General features: G+C 63.4%; 11 protein-coding genes and 4 pseudogenes. 11 read left to right on the top strand and 4 right to left on the bottom strand.

From position 1 onward, the window contains the following. Positions 1 to 7: 7 nt before the first annotated feature. Positions 8 to 1,288: pseudogene (gene tal / locus H0B43_RS34480) on the bottom strand (transaldolase). A gap of 283 nt (positions 1,289 to 1,571) precedes the next feature. Here tal and H0B43_RS34475 point away from each other — a divergent pair. From H0B43_RS34475 to H0B43_RS43305, 11 genes and pseudogenes are all read left to right on the top strand, one after another. Continuing rightward, positions 1,572 to 3,038: an aldehyde dehydrogenase gene (locus tag H0B43_RS34475; RefSeq protein WP_185723868.1), complete on the top strand. Its 1,467-nt coding sequence runs from the start codon at positions 1,572 to 1,574 to the stop codon at positions 3,036 to 3,038. 82 nt (positions 3,039 to 3,120) lie between these two features. Then, complete coding sequence (locus H0B43_RS34470; protein WP_185723869.1) at positions 3,121 to 4,551, top strand: aldehyde dehydrogenase family protein; 1,431 nt, start codon at positions 3,121 to 3,123, stop codon at positions 4,549 to 4,551. Positions 4,552 to 4,605: 54 nt separating this feature from the next. After that, on the top strand, positions 4,606 to 5,556 hold the full coding sequence (gnd, locus tag H0B43_RS34465; protein WP_282555423.1) for a phosphogluconate dehydrogenase (NAD(+)-dependent, decarboxylating): 951 nt from the start codon (positions 4,606 to 4,608) through the stop codon (positions 5,554 to 5,556). 53 nt (positions 5,557 to 5,609) lie between these two features. Further along, positions 5,610 to 6,555 (top strand): annotated as a pseudogene (glpX, locus tag H0B43_RS34460) (class II fructose-bisphosphatase). Between the two features lie 42 nt (positions 6,556 to 6,597). Next, positions 6,598 to 7,611 (top strand): glucose-6-phosphate dehydrogenase (coenzyme-F420), encoded by a 1,014-nt coding sequence (fgd, locus tag H0B43_RS34455; RefSeq protein WP_185723871.1) that lies wholly within the window; start codon positions 6,598 to 6,600, stop codon positions 7,609 to 7,611. 842 nt (positions 7,612 to 8,453) lie between these two features. Next, a pseudogene (locus H0B43_RS43310) lies at positions 8,454 to 8,723 on the top strand (hypothetical protein); the annotation flags it as partial. A 140-nt stretch (positions 8,724 to 8,863) separates the two neighbouring features. Continuing rightward, positions 8,864 to 9,475, top strand: coding sequence for an enoyl-CoA hydratase/isomerase family protein (locus H0B43_RS34450; RefSeq protein WP_312033618.1), 612 nt, complete (start codon positions 8,864 to 8,866; stop codon positions 9,473 to 9,475). Between the two features lies 1 nt (position 9,476). Next, entirely contained in the window at positions 9,477 to 10,319 is an 843-nt protein-coding gene (locus H0B43_RS34445) for an MBL fold metallo-hydrolase (protein ID WP_185723872.1), read from the top strand. Positions 10,320 to 10,577: 258 nt separating this feature from the next. After that, positions 10,578 to 10,958 (top strand): hypothetical protein, encoded by a 381-nt coding sequence (locus tag H0B43_RS34440; RefSeq protein ID WP_185723873.1) that lies wholly within the window; start codon positions 10,578 to 10,580, stop codon positions 10,956 to 10,958. A gap of 7 nt (positions 10,959 to 10,965) precedes the next feature. Next, positions 10,966 to 11,775: an alpha/beta hydrolase gene (locus tag H0B43_RS34435; protein ID WP_185723874.1), complete on the top strand. Its 810-nt coding sequence runs from the start codon at positions 10,966 to 10,968 to the stop codon at positions 11,773 to 11,775. 714 nt (positions 11,776 to 12,489) lie between these two features. After that, positions 12,490 to 12,654: pseudogene (locus H0B43_RS43305) on the top strand (hypothetical protein); the annotation flags it as partial. Between the two features lie 576 nt (positions 12,655 to 13,230). Here the strand turns inward: H0B43_RS43305 and H0B43_RS34425 are convergent. From H0B43_RS34425 to H0B43_RS34415, 3 genes are all read right to left on the bottom strand, one after another. Further along, entirely contained in the window at positions 13,231 to 13,836 is a 606-nt protein-coding gene (locus H0B43_RS34425) for a CGNR zinc finger domain-containing protein (RefSeq protein WP_185723875.1), read from the bottom strand. A 205-nt stretch (positions 13,837 to 14,041) separates the two neighbouring features. After that, positions 14,042 to 15,640, bottom strand: coding sequence for an AMP-binding protein (locus H0B43_RS34420; protein ID WP_185723876.1), 1,599 nt, complete (start codon positions 15,638 to 15,640; stop codon positions 14,042 to 14,044). A 631-nt stretch (positions 15,641 to 16,271) separates the two neighbouring features. Next, entirely contained in the window at positions 16,272 to 18,038 is a 1,767-nt protein-coding gene (locus tag H0B43_RS34415; RefSeq protein WP_185723877.1) for a CocE/NonD family hydrolase, read from the bottom strand. Positions 18,039 to 18,401: the final 363 nt, after the last annotated feature.

Below are 18,401 nucleotides of genomic sequence, written 5' to 3'. Positions count from 1 at the left end.
CATCGCCTCACATTTCTCGAGCCTCGGCCGCCGATTCGGGGAAGGGCGGTGGTATCTGTGCTGGGTTACGGGACCGGTCGACCTGCGCGCGGGCGTCGTCGAGAAGCTGCGCGACGGTCGAGGTGAGTTCGTTCCAGGCGACCTCGAACTTCTGCAGCCCCTCGGCTTCGAGCGCACGGACGACGTCGTCGTACTCGACTCCGGCGAGCGTGAGCTTGTCGAGGACCGTGCGCGAGGTGTCGTATGTTCCGGAGATGCTGTCGCCGTCCACGATGCCGTGATCGGCCACGGCGTGCAGTGTCTCCTCCGGCATCGTGTTCACCGTTCGGGCGGCGATTAACTCGGTGACGTACCTGGTGTCGAAGTACGCGGGGTCCTTTACGCCGGTGGAGGCCCACAGGAGGCGTTGCGGGTGGGCGCCGTCGGCCTCGAGCGCCCGCCATCGGGGAGTGCGCAGCATCGTCTCGAACTTCTCGTAGGCAAGCCTGGCGTTTGCTATCGCTGCCGCCCCGCGCAGGTAGTCGCGAGCGTCCTCGCCGAGGCGCCGGTCTACTTCCCTGTCCACTCGGGAGACGAAAAATGATGCCACAGATTGGATGGCGGCCAGGTCGTGGCCGTTCGCGCGGGCCTGCTCGAGACCGGCCATGAACGCGTCCTGAACGCCTTCGTAACGTTTCGAGAGAAAAGATCAGCGTCACGTTGACGCCGATGCCCGCCGCGAGCGTCTGTGTGATGGCGGGAAGGCACTCGGCCGTGCCGGAATCTTGATCAGGACGTTGCGGCGACCGATCAAGCGAAAGAGGTCGCGGGCCTCGGCGACGGTGCCCGGCACGTTGCGAGACAGGTAGGGGTCCACCTCGATCGAGACATATCCGTCGGTACCTCCGGATCGTTCGTACGTCTCCTGCAGAATTTCGCAGGCCCAGCGGACATCGGTGGTGGTCAACGCTCGTACGGCCTCGGTGGCATCCGCCCCCGCGTTCGCCAGCGCGAGGATCTGCTCACCGTAGGCGGCCTCACCCGACTGCAGGGCGTTCTCGAAGATCGACGGGTTGGTGGTCACGCCGCACACGGACCAGTTCCGCACGAGTGCGGCGAGGCTCCCCGACGCCACGCGGTGACGAGACAAATCGTCGAGCCACACTGCAACGCCGGCGGCGGACAGCCGCTGGAGCGGGCCCGACGCGGCCGGGGATTGCGCGGAGTTGCACTCCTCCCCCGCCGGCCCTTCGTCGGTGTCGAGGTACTCGTGAGGGCGGCGGACAGTGCACCCTCGATCGTTTCTCATTCGAAGTCTCCTTGACCGTTCTGGCATGGCCGCTTATTGTCATGTAAACGTTTCTACTCGGGAGGTCATCTCATCGCATGCCGAATGCCCCTGACAACCTCATGACCCACGATTCCCCAAGCGCCTCGGTCGGCCTGAGCGCCGCGATGACACTCCGGCTCGGACACCCCGGCTGGATTCCCGGACGCGACACACCTGATCCGATGCCTCCGCGCTCCATCACTGCAGGTGAAAGACCTGAAATCCCCTGCTCGACTCCTTCCACGCCCCAGGTCAGGTGACCATGTCCAACACTTGTGCGTCTGCACCGCTCCTCGATGACGCCGCGACACTTTTCCTCGATGGCGAGTGGTGCACCTCGGAACAGACATTTAATCGATTCGAGCCGTACGAGATAGATCGCCTGTCGGGCATCTTCGCGTCGGCGACTCCCGCTCACGTACGCCGCGCCTACGACGCGGCCGAGAAGGCCCAGCCGGGATGGGCGGCCACACCTGCCGTCCAACGCGCCGACGTCCTGCGCCGAGCAGCCGACCTGCTCGAGGCCAGGGTCGAGACGGCCGCTCGCCGGCTCACCGCCGACATGGGCAAGGCCATCCGCGACGCCCGCGGCGAGGTGCTGCGCAGCGCTGCGATCCTGCGCTACTACGCCGGCGATCTGCTGCAGCCCTCGGGCGAGACCTACCCGAGCGCAGACCCCGAGACCGTTCTGCTCACCGTCGAGCAACCCCTCGGGATCGTGTGCGCCATCACGCCGTGGAACTTTCCGTTCGCGATTCCGACGTGGAAAATCGCTCCCGCAGTAGCATTCGGCAATTCCGTGGTGTGGAAGCCGGCCGAAGTGGCCTCAGGCAGCGCGGTACTGCTCACCGAGATTTTCGCCGAGGCGGGTTTGCCGACCGGTGTGCTCAATCTTGTCACCGGCAAGGGCCGTTCCCTGTCCGGTTCGTTGACCGGGGACAACCGCTTGGCGGCGTTGACCTTCACCGGATCCAACGGTGTCGGTGTTCGCCTCCGTGAGGCGGTCGCAGACCGCAACGTCAAGGTGCAACTCGAACTCGGCGGCAAGAACCCTGCCATCGTGCTGGCGGACGCCGAACTCGAGGACGCGGCCGTGCAGGTCGTTCGCGGAGCCATGCTGGCGGCCGGACAGCGCTGCACGGCCACCAGTCGCGTCTACGTTCAGCGCCAGGTGGCAACGGAATTCCGCGAACTGCTGCTCGCCCAGGTGAACCGACTGGTGGTGGGCAACCCGTATGACGAGGCCACCGACATCGGGCCGATGTCCTCACCGGAGCAACGCGACACCGTCGTCGAGTACCTTCGGCTCGCGCACGAGGAGGGTGCGGACATACTTCTCGGTGGCAAGGCAGATGGTGAGGGCTGCTTCCTCGAACCGACGGTACTGACCGGCGTGTCCCCGTCCAGCCGACTCTTGCGGGACGAAATCTTCGGCCCGGTGCTCGTCCTGACCGAGGTCGAGAATTTCGAAGAAGCCCTCGCCGCGGCGAACGACACCGAGTTCGGCCTGTCGGCCTCGCTGTTCACCTCGAACATCTCCAAAGCCATGCAGTTCGTGACCCGGATCAATTCCGGCCTGGTGCATGTCAATCGGGAGACGGCGAGTGTGGAGCCGCACGTCCCGTTCGGCGGGGTCAAGGCCTCGAGCAGCATGAATCGCGAGCAGGGAAAGGCTGCCCGCACGTTCTTCACCACCACCAAAACGGTCTATCTCAGATCGCCGAACTAGCGGGGGCGATCGCACATTTTCGAACTCAACCGCTTGGCCCCAGCATTTTTCAGAACCACCAACGCTTCGACGGAGGAAAACGATGGACCACACTCAGAAGTTCTACATCGACGGCACCTGGGTAGACCCGATCGGCTCGAAGACGCTCGAGGTGATCAACCCGGCGACGGAGAAGCCGATCGCCACAATCGCAATGGGCAACGAACAGGACGTTGACCTCGCAGTCACCTCCGCACGTAAGGCGTTCGACAGTTTCGCCTCGACCACCCCGGCCGAGCGCATCGCCCTGTTGGAGAAAATCATCGCGGTGTACAAGCGGCGTATGAAGGACCTCGCGGCCGCCGTCACCAGCGAGATGGGAGCACCCACGGGCCTCGCGGAGGCGGCTCAGGCACCGGCAGGTCTCGGGCACTTCATGGCGACACTCGACGCCCTCAGGAACTTCACGTTCGAGGAAAAGATCGACACCACGACCGTGGTGCGCGAGCCGGTCGGCGTCTGCGCTTTCATCACCCCCTGGAACTGGCCGCTAAACCAGATCGTCGCCAAGGTGGCACCCGCCCTCGCAGCCGGATGCACGATGGTGCTCAAACCGTCGGAGATTGCGCCGCTCAACGCGATCATCTTCGCCGAGATCCTGGACGAAGCCGGTGTTCCCGCGGGCGTCTTCAACCTCATCAACGGTGACGGCCCGACCGTGGGAACGGCACTGTCCGCGCACCCCGCGGTCGACATGGTCTCGTTCACCGGGTCGACGCGTGCCGGCGTCGAGGTCGCCAAGAACGCGGCACCGACGGTCAAGCGCGTCGCCCAGGAACTCGGCGGCAAGTCGGCGAACATCGTGCTCGACGACGCCGACTTCGAAGACGTCATCACCCGCGACGTCACCGGAATGGTGGTGAACTCGGGCCAGTCCTGCAACGCAGGATCCCGCATCCTCATCCCCTCGAATCGCATGAACGAGGCTGTGGAGATCGCAAAGAAGGCCGCAGCCACCATCGTCGTCGGAGCTCCGGATGCGAAGGGCACGACTGTCGGTCCCGTGGTGTCGCAGGCACAGTTCGACAAGATCCAGGGACTCATTCAAAAGGGCATCGACGAGGGCGGCACGCTCGTCGTCGGTGGAACCGGCCGCCCGGACGGGTTGCAGGAGGGCTACTTCGTCAAGCCCACCGTCTTCGCCGACGTCACCAATGACATGACGATCGCGCAGGAGGAGATCTTCGGGCCGGTGATGATGTTCATCGGCTACGAAGACGAGGACGACGCGGTGCGCATCGCCAACGACACGCAATACGGGCTCGCCGGCATGGTGTCTTCCGGAAACCCCGAACGTGCACGGAGGGTCGCACGGCGGATGCGGACCGGAATGGTGCACCTCAACGGTGCCCCGCTGGCCGCCAATGCACCGTTCGGTGGATATAAGCAGTCCGGCAACGGCCGTGAATTCGGCAAGTTCGGTTTGGAGGACTTCCTCGAGGTGAAGGCCATCTTCGGGGACAACCAGAACTGACACACCCGCGGGAGGTCGAGCACTCGTTCCACGGGGCTCGGCCTCCCATACCGGTTGTGCTCTGTCGATTCGGAAAGGCTCCACGCTATGCAGATCGGGCTTATCGGGCTGGGAAAGATGGGCTTCAACATGCGCGAACGGCTGCGCCGTTCGGGAACCGAAGTCCTCGGTTACGACCCACACGTCAACAGTTCCGACCTGTCGTCGATTGACGCGCTCGTCGAGGCACTCCCCTCACCGCGCATCGTCTGGGTGATGGTTCCGGCGGGTGGGCCGACCCAGGAGACGATCACGCACCTGTCACAGGCGCTTTCTCCGGGCGACCTCGTCATCGAAGGAGGCAACTCCCGCTTCGGCGAGGACATCCTCCACGCGAAGGCGCTCGACGCGCGAGGGATCGGGTACATCGACTGCGGTGTTTCCGGCGGAATCTGGGGTCTCGAGAACGGCTACGCGTTGATGGTGGGCGGAGCCGAGGAGCACATCGACAGGGCGATGCCGCTCTTCGACGCCCTCCGCCCCGAAGGCCCACGCAGCGAAGGATTCGTACACGCGGGACCCATTGGAGCAGGGCATTATTCAAAGATGGTGCACAACGGGATCGAGTACGGCCTGATGCAGGCGTACGCGGAGGGCTTCGAGCTGCTCGAGGCCACAGAACTCGTCGAGAATGTCCCGGCAGTCATCGAAGCCTGGAGCCGTGGCACCGTGGTGCGATCGTGGCTCCTCGACCTCCTCGTGCGCGCCCTCAAAGATGATCCCGAGCTGTCCGGGATCTCCGGGTGGACCCAAGACTCCGGCGAAGGCCGGTGGACCGTCGAAGAGGCCATCCGCAATGCCGTTCCGGTACCGGTCATCTCGGCCGCACTCTTCGCCCGGTTCGCCAGCAGGCAGGAGTCCTCACCGTCGATGAAGGCGGTCTCCGCCCTGCGGAAACAATTCGGCGGACACTCCACGAGCAGCGCAGACGCTGCACTCGATCAGGTGAAGGCTGCGGCCCGGTGACCGTGAGCCGCCGGGAGAAGCCGGACCGCAATCTCGCCCTCGAACTGGTTCGCATGACTGAAGCAGCCGCGATGGCAGCCGGACGCTGGGTGGGACGGGGCGACAAGAACGGCGGCGACGGCGCCGCAGTCGACGCAATCCGGCAGCTCATCAATTCCGTGTCCATGCGCGGAGTCGTCGTGATCGGCGAGGGTGAGAAAGACCACGCCCCCATGCTCTACAACGGCGAGTGCGTCGGAACCGGTGACGGTCCCGAGTGCGACGTCGCGGTCGATCCGGTGGACGGCACGACAATGATGTCCAAGGGAATGTCCAACGCCGTCGCCGTGCTCGCGGTATCCGAGCGCGGAACGATGTTCGATCCGTCTGCGGTGTTCTACATGGAGAAGATCGCAGTCGGTCCCGATGCCGCCGACGTCATCGACATCACCGCGCCGGTCCACGAGAACATCCGGCGTGTGGCACGAGCGAAGAAGTCGTCGGTCTCGGACGTGACAGTGGCCGTACTCGACCGGCTCCGCCACGGCGACCTCATCAATACCGTGCGAGACGCCGGAGCCAGGGTTCAACTGCTGGCGGACGGCGATGTCGCCGGCGCCATCGCAGCCGCGGATCCACGTTCGGCACCGGACATGCTGCTGGGGATCGGCGGCACCCCCGAGGGTGTGATCGCAGCAGCGGCACTGCGATGCATGGGAGGGCGCGATCCAGGGCCGGCTCGCACCCGCCAACGATGCCGAGCGCCGGCGAGCGATCGACGCGGGCCACGACCTCGACCGGGTGCTGCATACCGAGGATCTCGTTTCCGGAGACAACGTGTTCTTCTGCGCGACGGGTGTCACTGACGGTGACCTGCTCCGCGGGGTGCGTTACGCCGCAGGCGGAGCCTCCACCCAGTCGATCGTCATGCGATCCAAGTCCGGCACAGTCCGGATGATCGACGGACGACACAGTCTGAACAAACTCCGTGAGTACTCCGCGGTGGACTTCCACGGCTGACGAACCACTTCGTACACACACACAGAAAAGCAGGAAACACACATGACCGCAGAACTCAAGCTCGGGTACAAGGCGTCGGCCGAACAGTTCGGCCCACGTGAACTGGTCGAACTCTCAGTGCTCGCGGAAAGTCATGGACTCGACAGCGCCATGGTGAGCGACCACTTCCAGCCGTGGCGGCACAAGGGTGGCCACGCCCCGTTCTCCCTGGCGTGGATGACGGCCGTCGGTGAGCGGACCACAAGGATCCAGCTCGGCACTTCGGTTCTGACACCGACATTCCGGTACAACCCCGCAGTCATCGCGCAGGCGTTCGCCACGATGGGCCTGCTCTATCCCGGACGGGTGATGCTCGGGGTCGGCACCGGTGAGGCGCTCAACGAGATCGCGACCGGGTTCGAAGGCGATTGGCCCGATTTCAAGGAACGCTTTGCCCGCCTGCGCGAATCCGTGCAACTTATGCGCGAACTGTGGAAGGGCGGCCGGGTCGACTTCGAAGGTCAGTACTACCGCACCACCGGCGCCTCGATCTATGACGTTCCCGTAGAGGGCATTCCGGTGTACATCGCAGCAGGCGGTCCGGTCGTCGCCCGCTACGCCGGACGTGCAGGTGACGGATTCATCTGTACCTCCGGCAAGGGCATGGAGCTGTACAACGACAAGCTGATGCCAGCCGTCGCCGAGGGCGCGCAGAAGGCCGAACGGAAGGTCGAGGACATCGATCGTCTGATCGAGATCAAGATTTCCTACGACACCGATCCCGCACAGGCACTGGAGAACACCCGATTCTGGGCGCCGCTGTCCCTGACACCCGAGCAGAAACATGACATCACCGACCCGATCGAGATGGAGGCCGCCGCGGATGCGCTCCCCATCGAGCAGGTCGCGAAGCGGTGGATCGTGGGCGCCGACGCGGACGAAGTGGTCGAGGCGATCAAGCCCTACATCGACGCAGGGCTGAACCACCTGGTTTTCCACGCTCCCGGTCACGATCAGAAGCGGTTCCTCGAGTTGTTCGAGCGTGACCTGGCACCCCGGCTGCGCAAGCTCGGCTAGCTCACCCCAGCCCGTCACCGCACCGTCCAGCCAGACACCGCGGTGACCGTCGGCGTCAGGGATGCGGACCCACCGCTCCCCCACCCGCACGACCAACGCGCCGTTCTCGGCGGTGAGGTCGGTGCGGTGCAGGCGGGCGATGTCCTCGTATCCGAGCCCGCCTGCCACCAGAGTGAGGATCAGGGCGTCGCGGCGCCCGAACACCCCGACCGGCCACCCCGTGGTGGGCATCTGCGGGATCCACTGCCCCGCAGCAGCCTTGACCCGCTCCAGCCGTTCGGTCCGGGAGTCGTTGAGTAGTTGCCGGATCGTTTCCGCCAGCCCCGGCGCCGGCAACCCGCCTTGGGTGTGGACGGCGTTGACGACGGTGACCCGGCGGCGTTGGGTGCCCGCGGCCGCCGGGTGGTCGGCGAGGAACTCCGTCAGGGCAGTGGGATGCGCCGGCAACGGCCGGTGATCGCAGGCAAAGGGAACGACGCGGTCGGATCGACGATCGTGTTCTGCGACACCCGATCACCGTGTTCACACTGTTCGGCTTGATCCGCGGCAGAGTTCCCCTCCTTGGGATGGGGACCTCAGAACCCGGTCCAGTCGATGGCCGGGCTTAGTCAGGCTGCCCCCTCACAATCAGGCCGATACCCCGCCGTAGGTGAGACCATATGGCTCATGATTACGTCTGACTACGTCGCCATTTGTCTTGCGATTGCCAGGCAAAACACGCGCTAAACGGTCGCCTTGAACAGCTCAGCGCCAAACATCCCCACACCTACAGTCGATAATTGACAGATGCTTACTATCTATGGTTATGTCTCTTGTGTGGCGTCCGACACATCGCAGCCGCCATGAGTAGCGCCCGACTGAGAGAAGGAGGATCTACTGTGGACAAGGTTGTCGATGTTGTCGATTGCGCTGAAGACGCGGTTCGGGATATCGGCGCCGGTGCCTCCCTTGCGGTGGAAGGCGTCGAGTTCTGCGGCATCCCCAGCGTGGTGATTGCAGCACTCGCCAGCGAGGGGTTACAGACCTTCGACCTGGTCTCAAACGACAGCCGGGTGGACGACTGGGGGCCATGGCCTGCTATGTGTGAGGACCGTATCCTCCGAATGACTTCATCGTTTGTCGGCGAGAAGAAGTTCGCGCGGCAGTATTTGGCGCGCGAAGCCACGCTCCACACAATCGGAACCAGCGACGCCCGCGCCGTCCTGCTTCGGGCTAATGGTCCCGACTTCAGCTTCGGTGGGGATATCGATCCGTGGCCGGAGTGCCGGAGTGGACCGAACCCGAGTTGCGCACCCAGTTCGAGAACTTCATGTGGACGTTTAACCGGTTCGAGCGACTGCGAGTGCCTACCGATGCCGCCGTACAGGGTATGCGCTTCGGAGGAGGGTTCGAGTTGGCCATCCGTAGCGACGTGATTTTTGCCGGCCAGAGTGCGAAGTTCGCCCGTCCCGAACAGTCCATCGGAATCGTCACGCTGCTGGGCGACGTCTACCGGGTGGCCGAACGTGCGGGGCGGTCCCGGGCGATGGAGTGGGACCTGACTTCGGAGCAGGTCCGGGCCGATGAGATGGAATGCTGCGGCGTGATCAACAGGGTCGTGCCAGACTCCGAACTCGATGACGCGGCAACTGCTTTCGCACGCACGGTCGCGGAGGGACCGACAGCGGGCTCACGCGGCCCACAAGGCGCTTGTACGCGCCTGGGCGGCTGGCGGAGTCGCGGCAGCCGACGAGGCCATGATCGACATCGCCTTGCCACTTTTCCGGACCGACGACTCGCGGCGATTCCGGCCGCAGTCAAGGCCCTCCAAGCTGGCCGGCCCCGGCTGCCAGGCCATTCCAGGGCCGGTGAGAGGAATTTCTGACATGCCGACACTGTCCTACGACGTATATGTCGCACCGTCCATCCCAACGGCAATCCCCGATATTCCGCCGGACATGGACCGCCGATGGTGGTCGCCTATCTCCTCGACGCTGATCAGCGGCGTTTCCGATGCCGTCCTCGTCGACCCGCTCATGACGGTAGCGCAGGCACGCCACCTGACGGACTGGGTAGGAGCCAGTGGGAAGAACCTCACGACGATCTATATCACGCACGGCCACGGTGATCACTGGTTCGGCTTGGCCACTCTCCTCGAACGCTTCCCGCGAGCTCGTGCGATCGCTACTCCAGCCGTCGTGGCGCACGCTCAGCAACAGTGCGCGCCCGAGTTTGTCGAGTCGTTTTGGAAGTCCCGTTTCCCTGGGCAGATCCCGGATCGATTCGTCCTGCCGGAGCCCTTGATGGGCGACAGCTTCGAAATCGAAGGCGAGGAGATCCGGATTGTCGAACTCGGCCACACCGACACCGACGACACGACCGCGTTGCACGTGCCATCGATCGACCTGGTCGTAGCCGGTGACGCCGCATACAACGACGTGCATCTGTATCTCGCAGAGTCGTCGGTCGAAGGTCGCAAGGCATGGATCGCCGCCCTGGAGACACTTGCCGCCCTGACTCCCACCGCCGTCGTGGCAGGCCACAAGAACCCGGATCGTGGCGACCTCCCAGAGATTATCGAGCAAACCAAGCGATACATCCACGACTTCGAGGCGATGGCTGCGAGCACGTCGACCACACTGGAGCTCTACCACTGCCTGGTCGATGCCTACCCCCACCGGGTGAACCCAGGAGCCGCGTGGGGATCAGCACGCTCGGCCAAAGGGTGAGCCGGACCAGTCGGGCAGCTATCTCGACGCACAGATGAGACGCGGCCCCTCGGGTCAAATGGGAACGACCCCCGAAATCGTCGGCGCCGCCGCCTCCACCGCCTCCGGGCACATGACGGGTCAAACCATGCTCGTCGACGGGGGCATGACCATCGCCTGAACCTTCTGAAGCATAGGCACTTCCGCAGCCGCTGCGTCTGCGGAGACAAGCGCCTCCATCTGCATCACCGGGCCCCACCGACCGAGTTAGGACTTCTCATGGCACAACCTGAAGCGCTGGTATATGACGCAATCCGCACACCGCGACGCAAAGGCAAGAAGGACGGCTCCCTTCACGGCACCAAGCCGATCAACCTCGCCGACGGTCTGATCGACGCTGCGCAGGAGCGCAACCCGAGCCTCGACCCAAACCAGATCGACGAGGCCTGGAGCGACGGCCGGTTCGCAAACTCGGTCGTCCCGGTACGAGACCGCAACGGCGCGATTTTGGACCGCGACGAGGTCATCGGGCCAGAATCGAGCGTCGAGGGCCTGGCCCGACTCAACTCGAGCTACACGAGCGTCGGCCGGGACGCCGGCTTCGACAGCGTCGCGACCTTCGGCCAGGCCATCGAGCTGGCCCACGAGAACGAAGGTTGAGCACGTCATGACTACCCTAGAGACGATCCGGGTCGATGCGCCCGATTCGCGTGCCACCGTCGTACTGGTCCACGGCGCCTGGCATGGTGCATGGTGCTGGCAGGACGGGTTTGCCCAGCGCCTCGCCACGCGTGGTATCTCGACGATCTCACCCAGTCTGCGAGGCCACGCTGGCTCGGCCGAAGGCGTACGGATCAACCGGATGTGCATGCGCGACTATGTCGACGATGTAGTCGACATCGTTGCACGAGTCACCCACGAGTTCGGCACCATCCCATTTGTCGCCGGCCACTCGATGGGGGGCGGCGTTGTTCAGGGCTTGCTCTCTCGCCCGCACCCACCGAGAATCGCAGGCGCTGCGCTGCTCGCCTCGATGCCCCCGACCGGGATTCGCCGACTAGTCCTGGATATCGCGAAACACACCCCGGGCGCCTTCTTGCTCAGCAACCTGACGCTCGACACCGGGCGTCTGGTCCGGACCCCGGAGCAGGTACGTGCTCACTTCTTCCTACCGAGCACACCGGACCACATCGTCGAGGCGACTACCGCGCGACTTCAGCCCGAATCACTCCGAGCATTCGTAATGGATTTGCTGGGCCTGGATCGGCCGAAGCCACAGGCGGTCGACATGCCGATGTTGGTGCTGGGTGCCACCGAGGACGCGGTCTTCAGCCCGGCCATGGTTGCAGCAACCGCCGAGGCCTGGGGTGCCACACCGGTGATGTTCGACGCGATAGGCCATGACGTGATGCTCGATACCGGATGGGAACGCATCGCCGACGAACTCGCCGACTGGATCCTGCAGAACGCCAACTAGGTGACGCGCCGCTGAGAAGTTTGTCTCGGGTACGACCACGACCAGTGCTTGAGAGCCCACGAACCCGTCGGGCGACGATGACGCGCCCGGGTGTAGCCACCAACGTTGACCAAGACCCGGTGTCTCAGTCGCCTTCCAGACTGGCGGTCGAGTCAAATTTCGGCTGGCGTGATAGACGTTCCCCGCCATCCTCTCGACCGACGACAGCCTTCGGTCGCACAGCCGCGATTGGCGGCCTCGGCGGTGGCCGACCACTCCGGATGTCGTAGCCGAGGACCAAAACGCGGCATGGACCGCCGACGATGCCCACGCCGATCTTTCGCTCGGGGCGGCACTGCCTCGCACCTCCATCGGTCCCGCCTATTCCAGCTCGCAGCGAACACAATCCAGTACCACGGAGGTATCGGCTTCACCCGCGAGCACGACGCCCACCTGTACTAACAAACAAGCGCGCCAAAAGCACCGAGCTGTTTTTCGGCCCACCCAACCGAAATCGTGCCTGCGGGACGCCGGTTACACATCCGACCGACACTCGCCGCCCCGGGAACTGCTCGTCAACGAATGCGGCGAAACTGGGGTTACCCCCTGGTGGTGGACACCTGACTGGCGGGACTGCAGGGCCCGCGGGGAGGATGTCCGTATGTCGGGCAAACGTAAGCGCTATACCGCGGAGTATCGGGAGCAGTCCGCGCGCCTGCTGATCAAGACGGACGCCCGATCGCGCACGTCGCCGCGGAGATCGGTGTCAGTGAGCAGGTGCTCGGCGAATGGGTCGCCCAGGCGAAGGCACGAGCAGACGGCGACGACGACCGTGTCTCGATGTGGACGAGCGTGGAGAACTCGAGCGGCTACGCAAGAAGAATGCCGAATTGCGTTTAGACAGAGCACTTCTGAAAACGCCGCGGCTATTGAAGTGTTCCGGTCGGGCTTCTACAAGTGGCGCGGTTCGCAGGCGTTGGGAACCGAATCAAAGAATCCGCACAGGTGAGAGGGCCTTTGACCGCGAATACTGTCACAATCAGTGCCACGGCCCCGGTTACCGCCTTGGCTGCGGCAACGGCACGGCGCTGGATCACTGCGACGGCTACACCCATTCCGAACGCTGCCCAGGCCAGTAGCCAAACCGAGCCATGCAAGGATCGAGAATGTCGCGATACCGCCAGCTTGGCTAGAGACACAGTTGTGACCGAATATGCTGGCCGACAAGCGTTTCAATACTGCCGATAATTACTCAACTAAACTCCTCGACGAACTCAACACCCCGCAGGACGGCGCGCCCCATCCTGCAACGACCGAATTCAGGGCCACTTCCAGGGAAACACAAAGACGCAAATCAATGCGACACGCTCATGTCGAATGGCAAACAGCCGACGATCACGTGGCCAGCACGCCGCCTACTCTGACCAAATCCCCGGTGAGCGTGTCGCCGGAGTGCCACCGCCCGGACAGGGCAATTCAGCGCGCAAGCTCTCGTGAATCTTCGGCGACTTGGCGCTTCCGTGCCCTCGAGGCTCGAAGATTGACCGCATTCCCGCATTGGCGCGCATCGTGCCAGACTCCGCTGTTGTTTCGGGACCGATCATAGAAGGACGTCTGGCAGCGTTCGTTTCGGCAGGTCTTCAGCCGGCGCCAGATGTCCAGTTGTTGAGCCTTGAAGATTTCAAGCATTACTATCGAGGCCACGCGCCGCCATCCCTCGCCCCGCGGCTCCAGGATTGCGGTGCCGTCCGGCGCAAGCCGGGTCGCGAGCGAAGCTGACCGCGTCAATGCGGTCCCCGGGTCCGCATCGTGCGAACGGACGAACGCGTATACATCCATGCGAAGGTCTCGCAGCGCCTCCAGATCCTTGCCCTGAAGCAGGATCGGGTGTTGAGGAATACCGCTTTCCCTCACCCACTGCGCGAGTGCACCATCGAGCCAGTGCTGCGCAGCATCCAGGTCCTCGAGCAGATCGGCTCCGCGTGGCCGGCCAGCGGGGAGCGTGTTGATCAGATCTTGCACAAAACCCAGCCCCCCGGATGCACGCACCAGGTGATAGCGATCAGTTGCGGGCCATGTCATAGTACGACGATACCATTCGCAGACCAGAGCAGTAGACATACCCATAGCCGTTTTGCCCATACGCCATCGCGAGCATGTACTCGCAGCGGTGCGCTTCCGTGCAAGGACCACACGAGGAGCGAATTGGGACAATGTGGTGGTCGCGTGTTGGACGCGGCGGCTGTGTGGTGACCTGCAGCGGCCGCCCTCACCACGATCGGGTGGGCTAGCCGTTGATGCGCAGCGCGGAAGACGCCCACTCGGCATCGCGAAGCTCGTTTTTCCGGACTTTGCCGGTCGATGTGCGGGGCAGAGCATCCACGAATTCCACCGACCGCGGTGCCTTGTACGAGGCGATCTTGCCCTTGACGTGGGCGATAAGCTCTTCTTCGGTGACCGTGATGCGCGCGGTGAGGACGACGAAAGCTTTGGGTCGTTCGCCCCACTTGTCGTCCGGAACTCCGATCACGACCACGTCGGCGACCGCGGGATGGCTGTCGAGGGCCTGCTCGACCTCGATGGTGGAGATGTTCTCCCCACCGGAGATCACCACATCTTTGGCGCGGTCGAGCAATCGAATGTGGCCATCGGGGTACATCACACCCAAATCTCCGGAGTGAAACCACCCCGCTGCGAAGGCTTCCTCGGTGGCGACCGGATCGTCGAGGTAACCCTTCATCACGGTGTTGCCGCGCATCACGATTTCTCCCATCTCGATGCCATCGGCCGTGACATCCTCGAGCGGGCCCGTTCCCTGTCGGACCACTCGAACACGGTCGGATGTCAGCATGCCCACTCCCTGGCGAGCTTGGAGTGCGGCGCGCTCGGCGGCCGGGAGTCGAGACCATTCCTCCTGTACCTCGCAGCTAGCGTAGGGCCCGTAGGTTTCGGTCAGGCCGTAAACCTGCACCAAGTCGGCTCCGAGTGCGCTGATCTTCTCGATCAAGCTGGGGCTCGGTGGGGCACCACCTGTCACGACGGTCAGGGGTCTGTCGAGCGGATGTGCTTCCGGTGCTGTGGCAAGCGTGGTCGCAACGATGGGTGCGCCGCTCAGGTGGGTGATCCCTTCCTCGTCGACCAACTGCCACATCTCGCTGCCTCGGACAGCGCGGACGCAGACGTGACGCCCCGCGGCCGCGGTGACCGCCCACGTCGAGCACCATCCATTGCAGTGGAACATCGGCAACGTCCACAGGTATCGCGAGGATCGGCCGAAGCCTTGGTGCACCACCTCACCGAGCGTTCTGAGATATGCCCCACGATGGGTGTACATCACGCCTTTGGGTCGACCAGTGGTGCCGGAGGTGTAATTGATACTGATCGTCGAGTTCTCGTCGCCGACCTCCCACGGCAGTTCCTCACCGGTGCCGGCAGCGAGGAAGTCCTCGTAGCTAGTCCCTATCCCGACGTACTCCCCTGTCTGCGACGGCACCTCAATGGTGCTCAACGCGGATAGGCTCGAGGTGTCCAAGCCCTGCAACAAATCTGCGTCGCCAAAGAGCACGCGTGCCTGCGAATGCGCGCAGATCCACGCGACTTCCTCACTCGACAGGCGGGTGTTCACCGCAACGAGGACCGCTCCGGCGAGGGGCACACCGAAATGAGCGATCAGCAACTCGGCCGAGTTCGAGGCGAGGTACGCCACCCGCTCACCCCTGCGCACCCCGTGTGCGATGAGCGCGTTCGCCAACCGTTGGGCGGCGGAGGCGAACTCGGTGTAGGTCAATCGTCGATCTCCATCGACGATGGCGATCGACGATGGGTACACCTCGGCGGCGCGTTCGAGGAAACGTAACGGCGTAAGGGGTGTGTTCAGGCCGGACATGATGCTCCCATCTGGTTTGTTCGGGCCACGTCAGTGGTGACCCGACTGTTTAGTGGATTGTTCTCAGTGGATTGTTCGCGGACACGTCGCGTATGCCTGGAGACGACGTCGAGCGACGTTGCATCCAGTCGGCAACCGAACTGGGCAGTCAGCCGCACGCAGCGCTCGAGCGCTGCGGAGTTCGCACTCACTTCATTCTCGAAGCAGCAATTTTTGCCCTCACAATCTTCCGGGCGCTCAGCAGTAGGGCGGAGAACCTGAAATTGGTTGTCGCGGAGATTTTCCGGCACCGGGGACTTGCAGTCAGAGCCGGGCGCCGGTGTGACATGCTCGATTGCCGACAGACCCATTCGCGCGTGCCCCCCACAACGTCGGAAGAATCACCGTACTGTTCCTACTTTCCAGATGGAGCGTTCGCGGACTGCGGTGTCGGCGTCGAGCACCACGGTCACGCCGTCAATTGGGGGTGCGCGAGTCGACTTGGCGGTGAGGGCCTTCCAGGGACGCTCATCCAGGCACTACCGACGGTCGCGTACAGGTCACCGTTGATCTGATCGACCAGTGCCGTCATTTTCGCCGTTGATCGCGGCGTCGCTGGCGAGCACGCCGGTCAGCGACGCATTCATCTCCGCTATCGGGGGATAACGGGGAGCAGGACATGTGACGGGCGCATCCGATCATGGAATACCGTCTGATCGACGGAGGATAGCAATGCGGCCGTCCCTGACGCGTCAGCCGTCCCAGTGTTACGGTCCCAGCGTGGGAAATCGCTCGATGTAACGTGAAGTCGAAGTCGATGCCCTGTGGCAAATACGTGGCTGATATTCCACAAGTTTATCCGGAATGAATAGACCTCGTTCGGCTTGATCGCTGTGGGTGTTTCGTAAGACTCCCGGAACCGGGCGCGAACTATTCCCTCGGCGAGATTCTGAGCGTAGCCGTCAGGCCGAACATCCGAAAGTACAGCGACGAAATCGGTGTCCTCGGCGGTAGTGGAGGCATGCAACTCAACTATCACCGGACCGGTGATTTCCAACTCTTCGTCAAGTTCTACGCTAGTGAAAACTAATACGTCAGACCTACTTTGGTTGTCGCGTTGATCGGCTACTCCACCCCCTATCATTCGACCGCCGGTCGACGGAACGGGGTGTTCGGGGTCGTAGCAGAAACGGTCGGACGGCTCATTGCCGGGGTGCTCGGTGGTAAGGGTTCCGCCGCCGTTGAGTGTGTTTGCGTCCCCTGCGCTGTGGAGGTAGTACGGGGTATGTTCCGCTCGACTCAGTGGCCACTCGACTTCATCTCGCCAGATATTGTCCCCCATGACAAAGATCGACACGGGAGGGCGGGGAAGTCCGTCGCGTTCACTCTTGAGGTAATGGTCGAACCAATTCCTCTGGATATCGACGAGTGAAACTGCCGCCTCCGGCCCGAAGTCGATGTCGCCGGTGCCCCCCGATGTAGGTTGGCTGAAGGGCAGTTGATGGGCCCAGGGGCCCATGATCAGCGCTTGATTGGAGCGTGCTTCCGGGGTCAGCGCCTCTCGCCCGAGACCGGTGAAAAAGCGGGGGGTGTCGCGGTTGGCTATGTCGTACCAAGATCCGACATGCAGCATCGCCACGTCAATGTTCTGCAGCTGCCGGCTCAGATCGGTGGCCCACCAGTAAGGACCGTCCGTCGAGTGGTTGAGGATATCTTTGAGGAACGGGGCCCCCTCGCCCAATCGATCGATCCAATCGGTAATGGGAAGATGCATCAGCGCCGAGTCGGTGAGTCGTGAAAATCGTGTGGCGGGGTCGGCTTTGAAACTCGCAATCTCTGCGAGTGCAGATTCGTTGCCAACTCCTGCAAAGACTGATTCGGCCATGTTCACGAAGTAGCTGAGCATCCACCCGAGTTCGAGTGCGCCGCTGTTGTACCAGTAGTTCTCAAAATTCAGCTGATACGCCGAAACTGGGACGCATGTCTTCAGGTGCGGCGGTCGTTGTGCAGCAGCGAGATACTGTGAGATCGCGCCGTAGGACTGTCCGAACGTCCCCACCTTGCCGTTGGCGCCGGGAAGCCGGGCAGCCCACTCAATAGTGTCGTACCCATCGTGCGCCTCGTAGATGAAGGGGTACCAGCGTCCTTCGGAGGAGAATCTTCCCCGAGTGTCTTGTACGACCACGATGTACCCGTGGGAGGCAAAGTAGTGGGCTTCGTTGAATGCCGCTGAAAGGTCGTTCAACTGCTTCCCGTACGGAGTCCTACGGACCAGCACCGGGAAGGTCTCCTCGGACTCGGGACGGTAGATGTCTGCACGAAGAACGGTACCGTCGCGCGTGGTCATCGCGATGGCATCCTCGCGGACAACGGCGTAGCGCCCGCGCTCGGACTGGATGGATGTTGCGTGCGCCGTCATGTGGATGGACCCTATCTCAGTCGATGTCCGCCTGGTGAGCGCCGTCACTGACGGCCGATACGACAGACATAACCACTATCCTTATGACTACGTCAAGCCTGAAGCCTTTGACTGGCCGATCGAACTGGCATCTACCTACTAGCCCGAGTGCTGCGATGGGCCAGGTTCGAGCGCTGCGCGGACGCGACGTCCGGCGCGACATAACTAGTGCGCCAACCTAACTCGGGTACGCGCAGAGTAGGGCGTCGCTCCGATCCTCGGCGAAAGGTCTCGCACCCTCTCGTTCACGTGAGCGCAGTGCGTGAGCCGTATACGGTTCTGCAACCTGTCCGATCGGCCACCATGGCCCATGGCGTGGGCGGC

The sequence above is a fragment of the Rhodococcus sp. 4CII genome, assembly GCF_014256275.1.
Taxonomy (GTDB): Bacteria; Actinomycetota; Actinomycetes; order Mycobacteriales; family Mycobacteriaceae; genus Rhodococcus_F; species Rhodococcus_F wratislaviensis_A.
Note: the sequence above shows the minus strand (reverse complement) of the source record. Positions and strands in the feature narration are given on the sequence as shown.

Bases quoted from the DNA above. Each gene is read 5' to 3' on its own strand.
- H0B43_RS34415 (WP_185723877.1), bottom strand. From the start codon at position 18,038: ATGACGGCGCACGCAACATCCATCCAGTCCGAGCGCGGGCGCTACGCC.
- H0B43_RS34420 (WP_185723876.1), bottom strand. From the start codon at position 15,640: ATGTCCGGCCTGAACACACCCCTTACGCCGTTACGTTTCCTCGAACGC.
- H0B43_RS34470 (WP_185723869.1), top strand. From the start codon at position 3,121: ATGGACCACACTCAGAAGTTCTACATCGACGGCACCTGGGTAGACCCG.
- H0B43_RS34440 (WP_185723873.1), top strand. From the start codon at position 10,578: ATGGCACAACCTGAAGCGCTGGTATATGACGCAATCCGCACACCGCGA.
- fgd (WP_185723871.1), top strand. From the start codon at position 6,598: ATGACCGCAGAACTCAAGCTCGGGTACAAGGCGTCGGCCGAACAGTTC.
- H0B43_RS34425 (WP_185723875.1), bottom strand. From the start codon at position 13,836: ATGACATGGCCCGCAACTGATCGCTATCACCTGGTGCGTGCATCCGGG.
- H0B43_RS34445 (WP_185723872.1), top strand. From the start codon at position 9,477: ATGCCGACACTGTCCTACGACGTATATGTCGCACCGTCCATCCCAACG.
- H0B43_RS34475 (WP_185723868.1), top strand. From the start codon at position 1,572: ATGTCCAACACTTGTGCGTCTGCACCGCTCCTCGATGACGCCGCGACA.
- H0B43_RS34435 (WP_185723874.1), top strand. From the start codon at position 10,966: ATGACTACCCTAGAGACGATCCGGGTCGATGCGCCCGATTCGCGTGCC.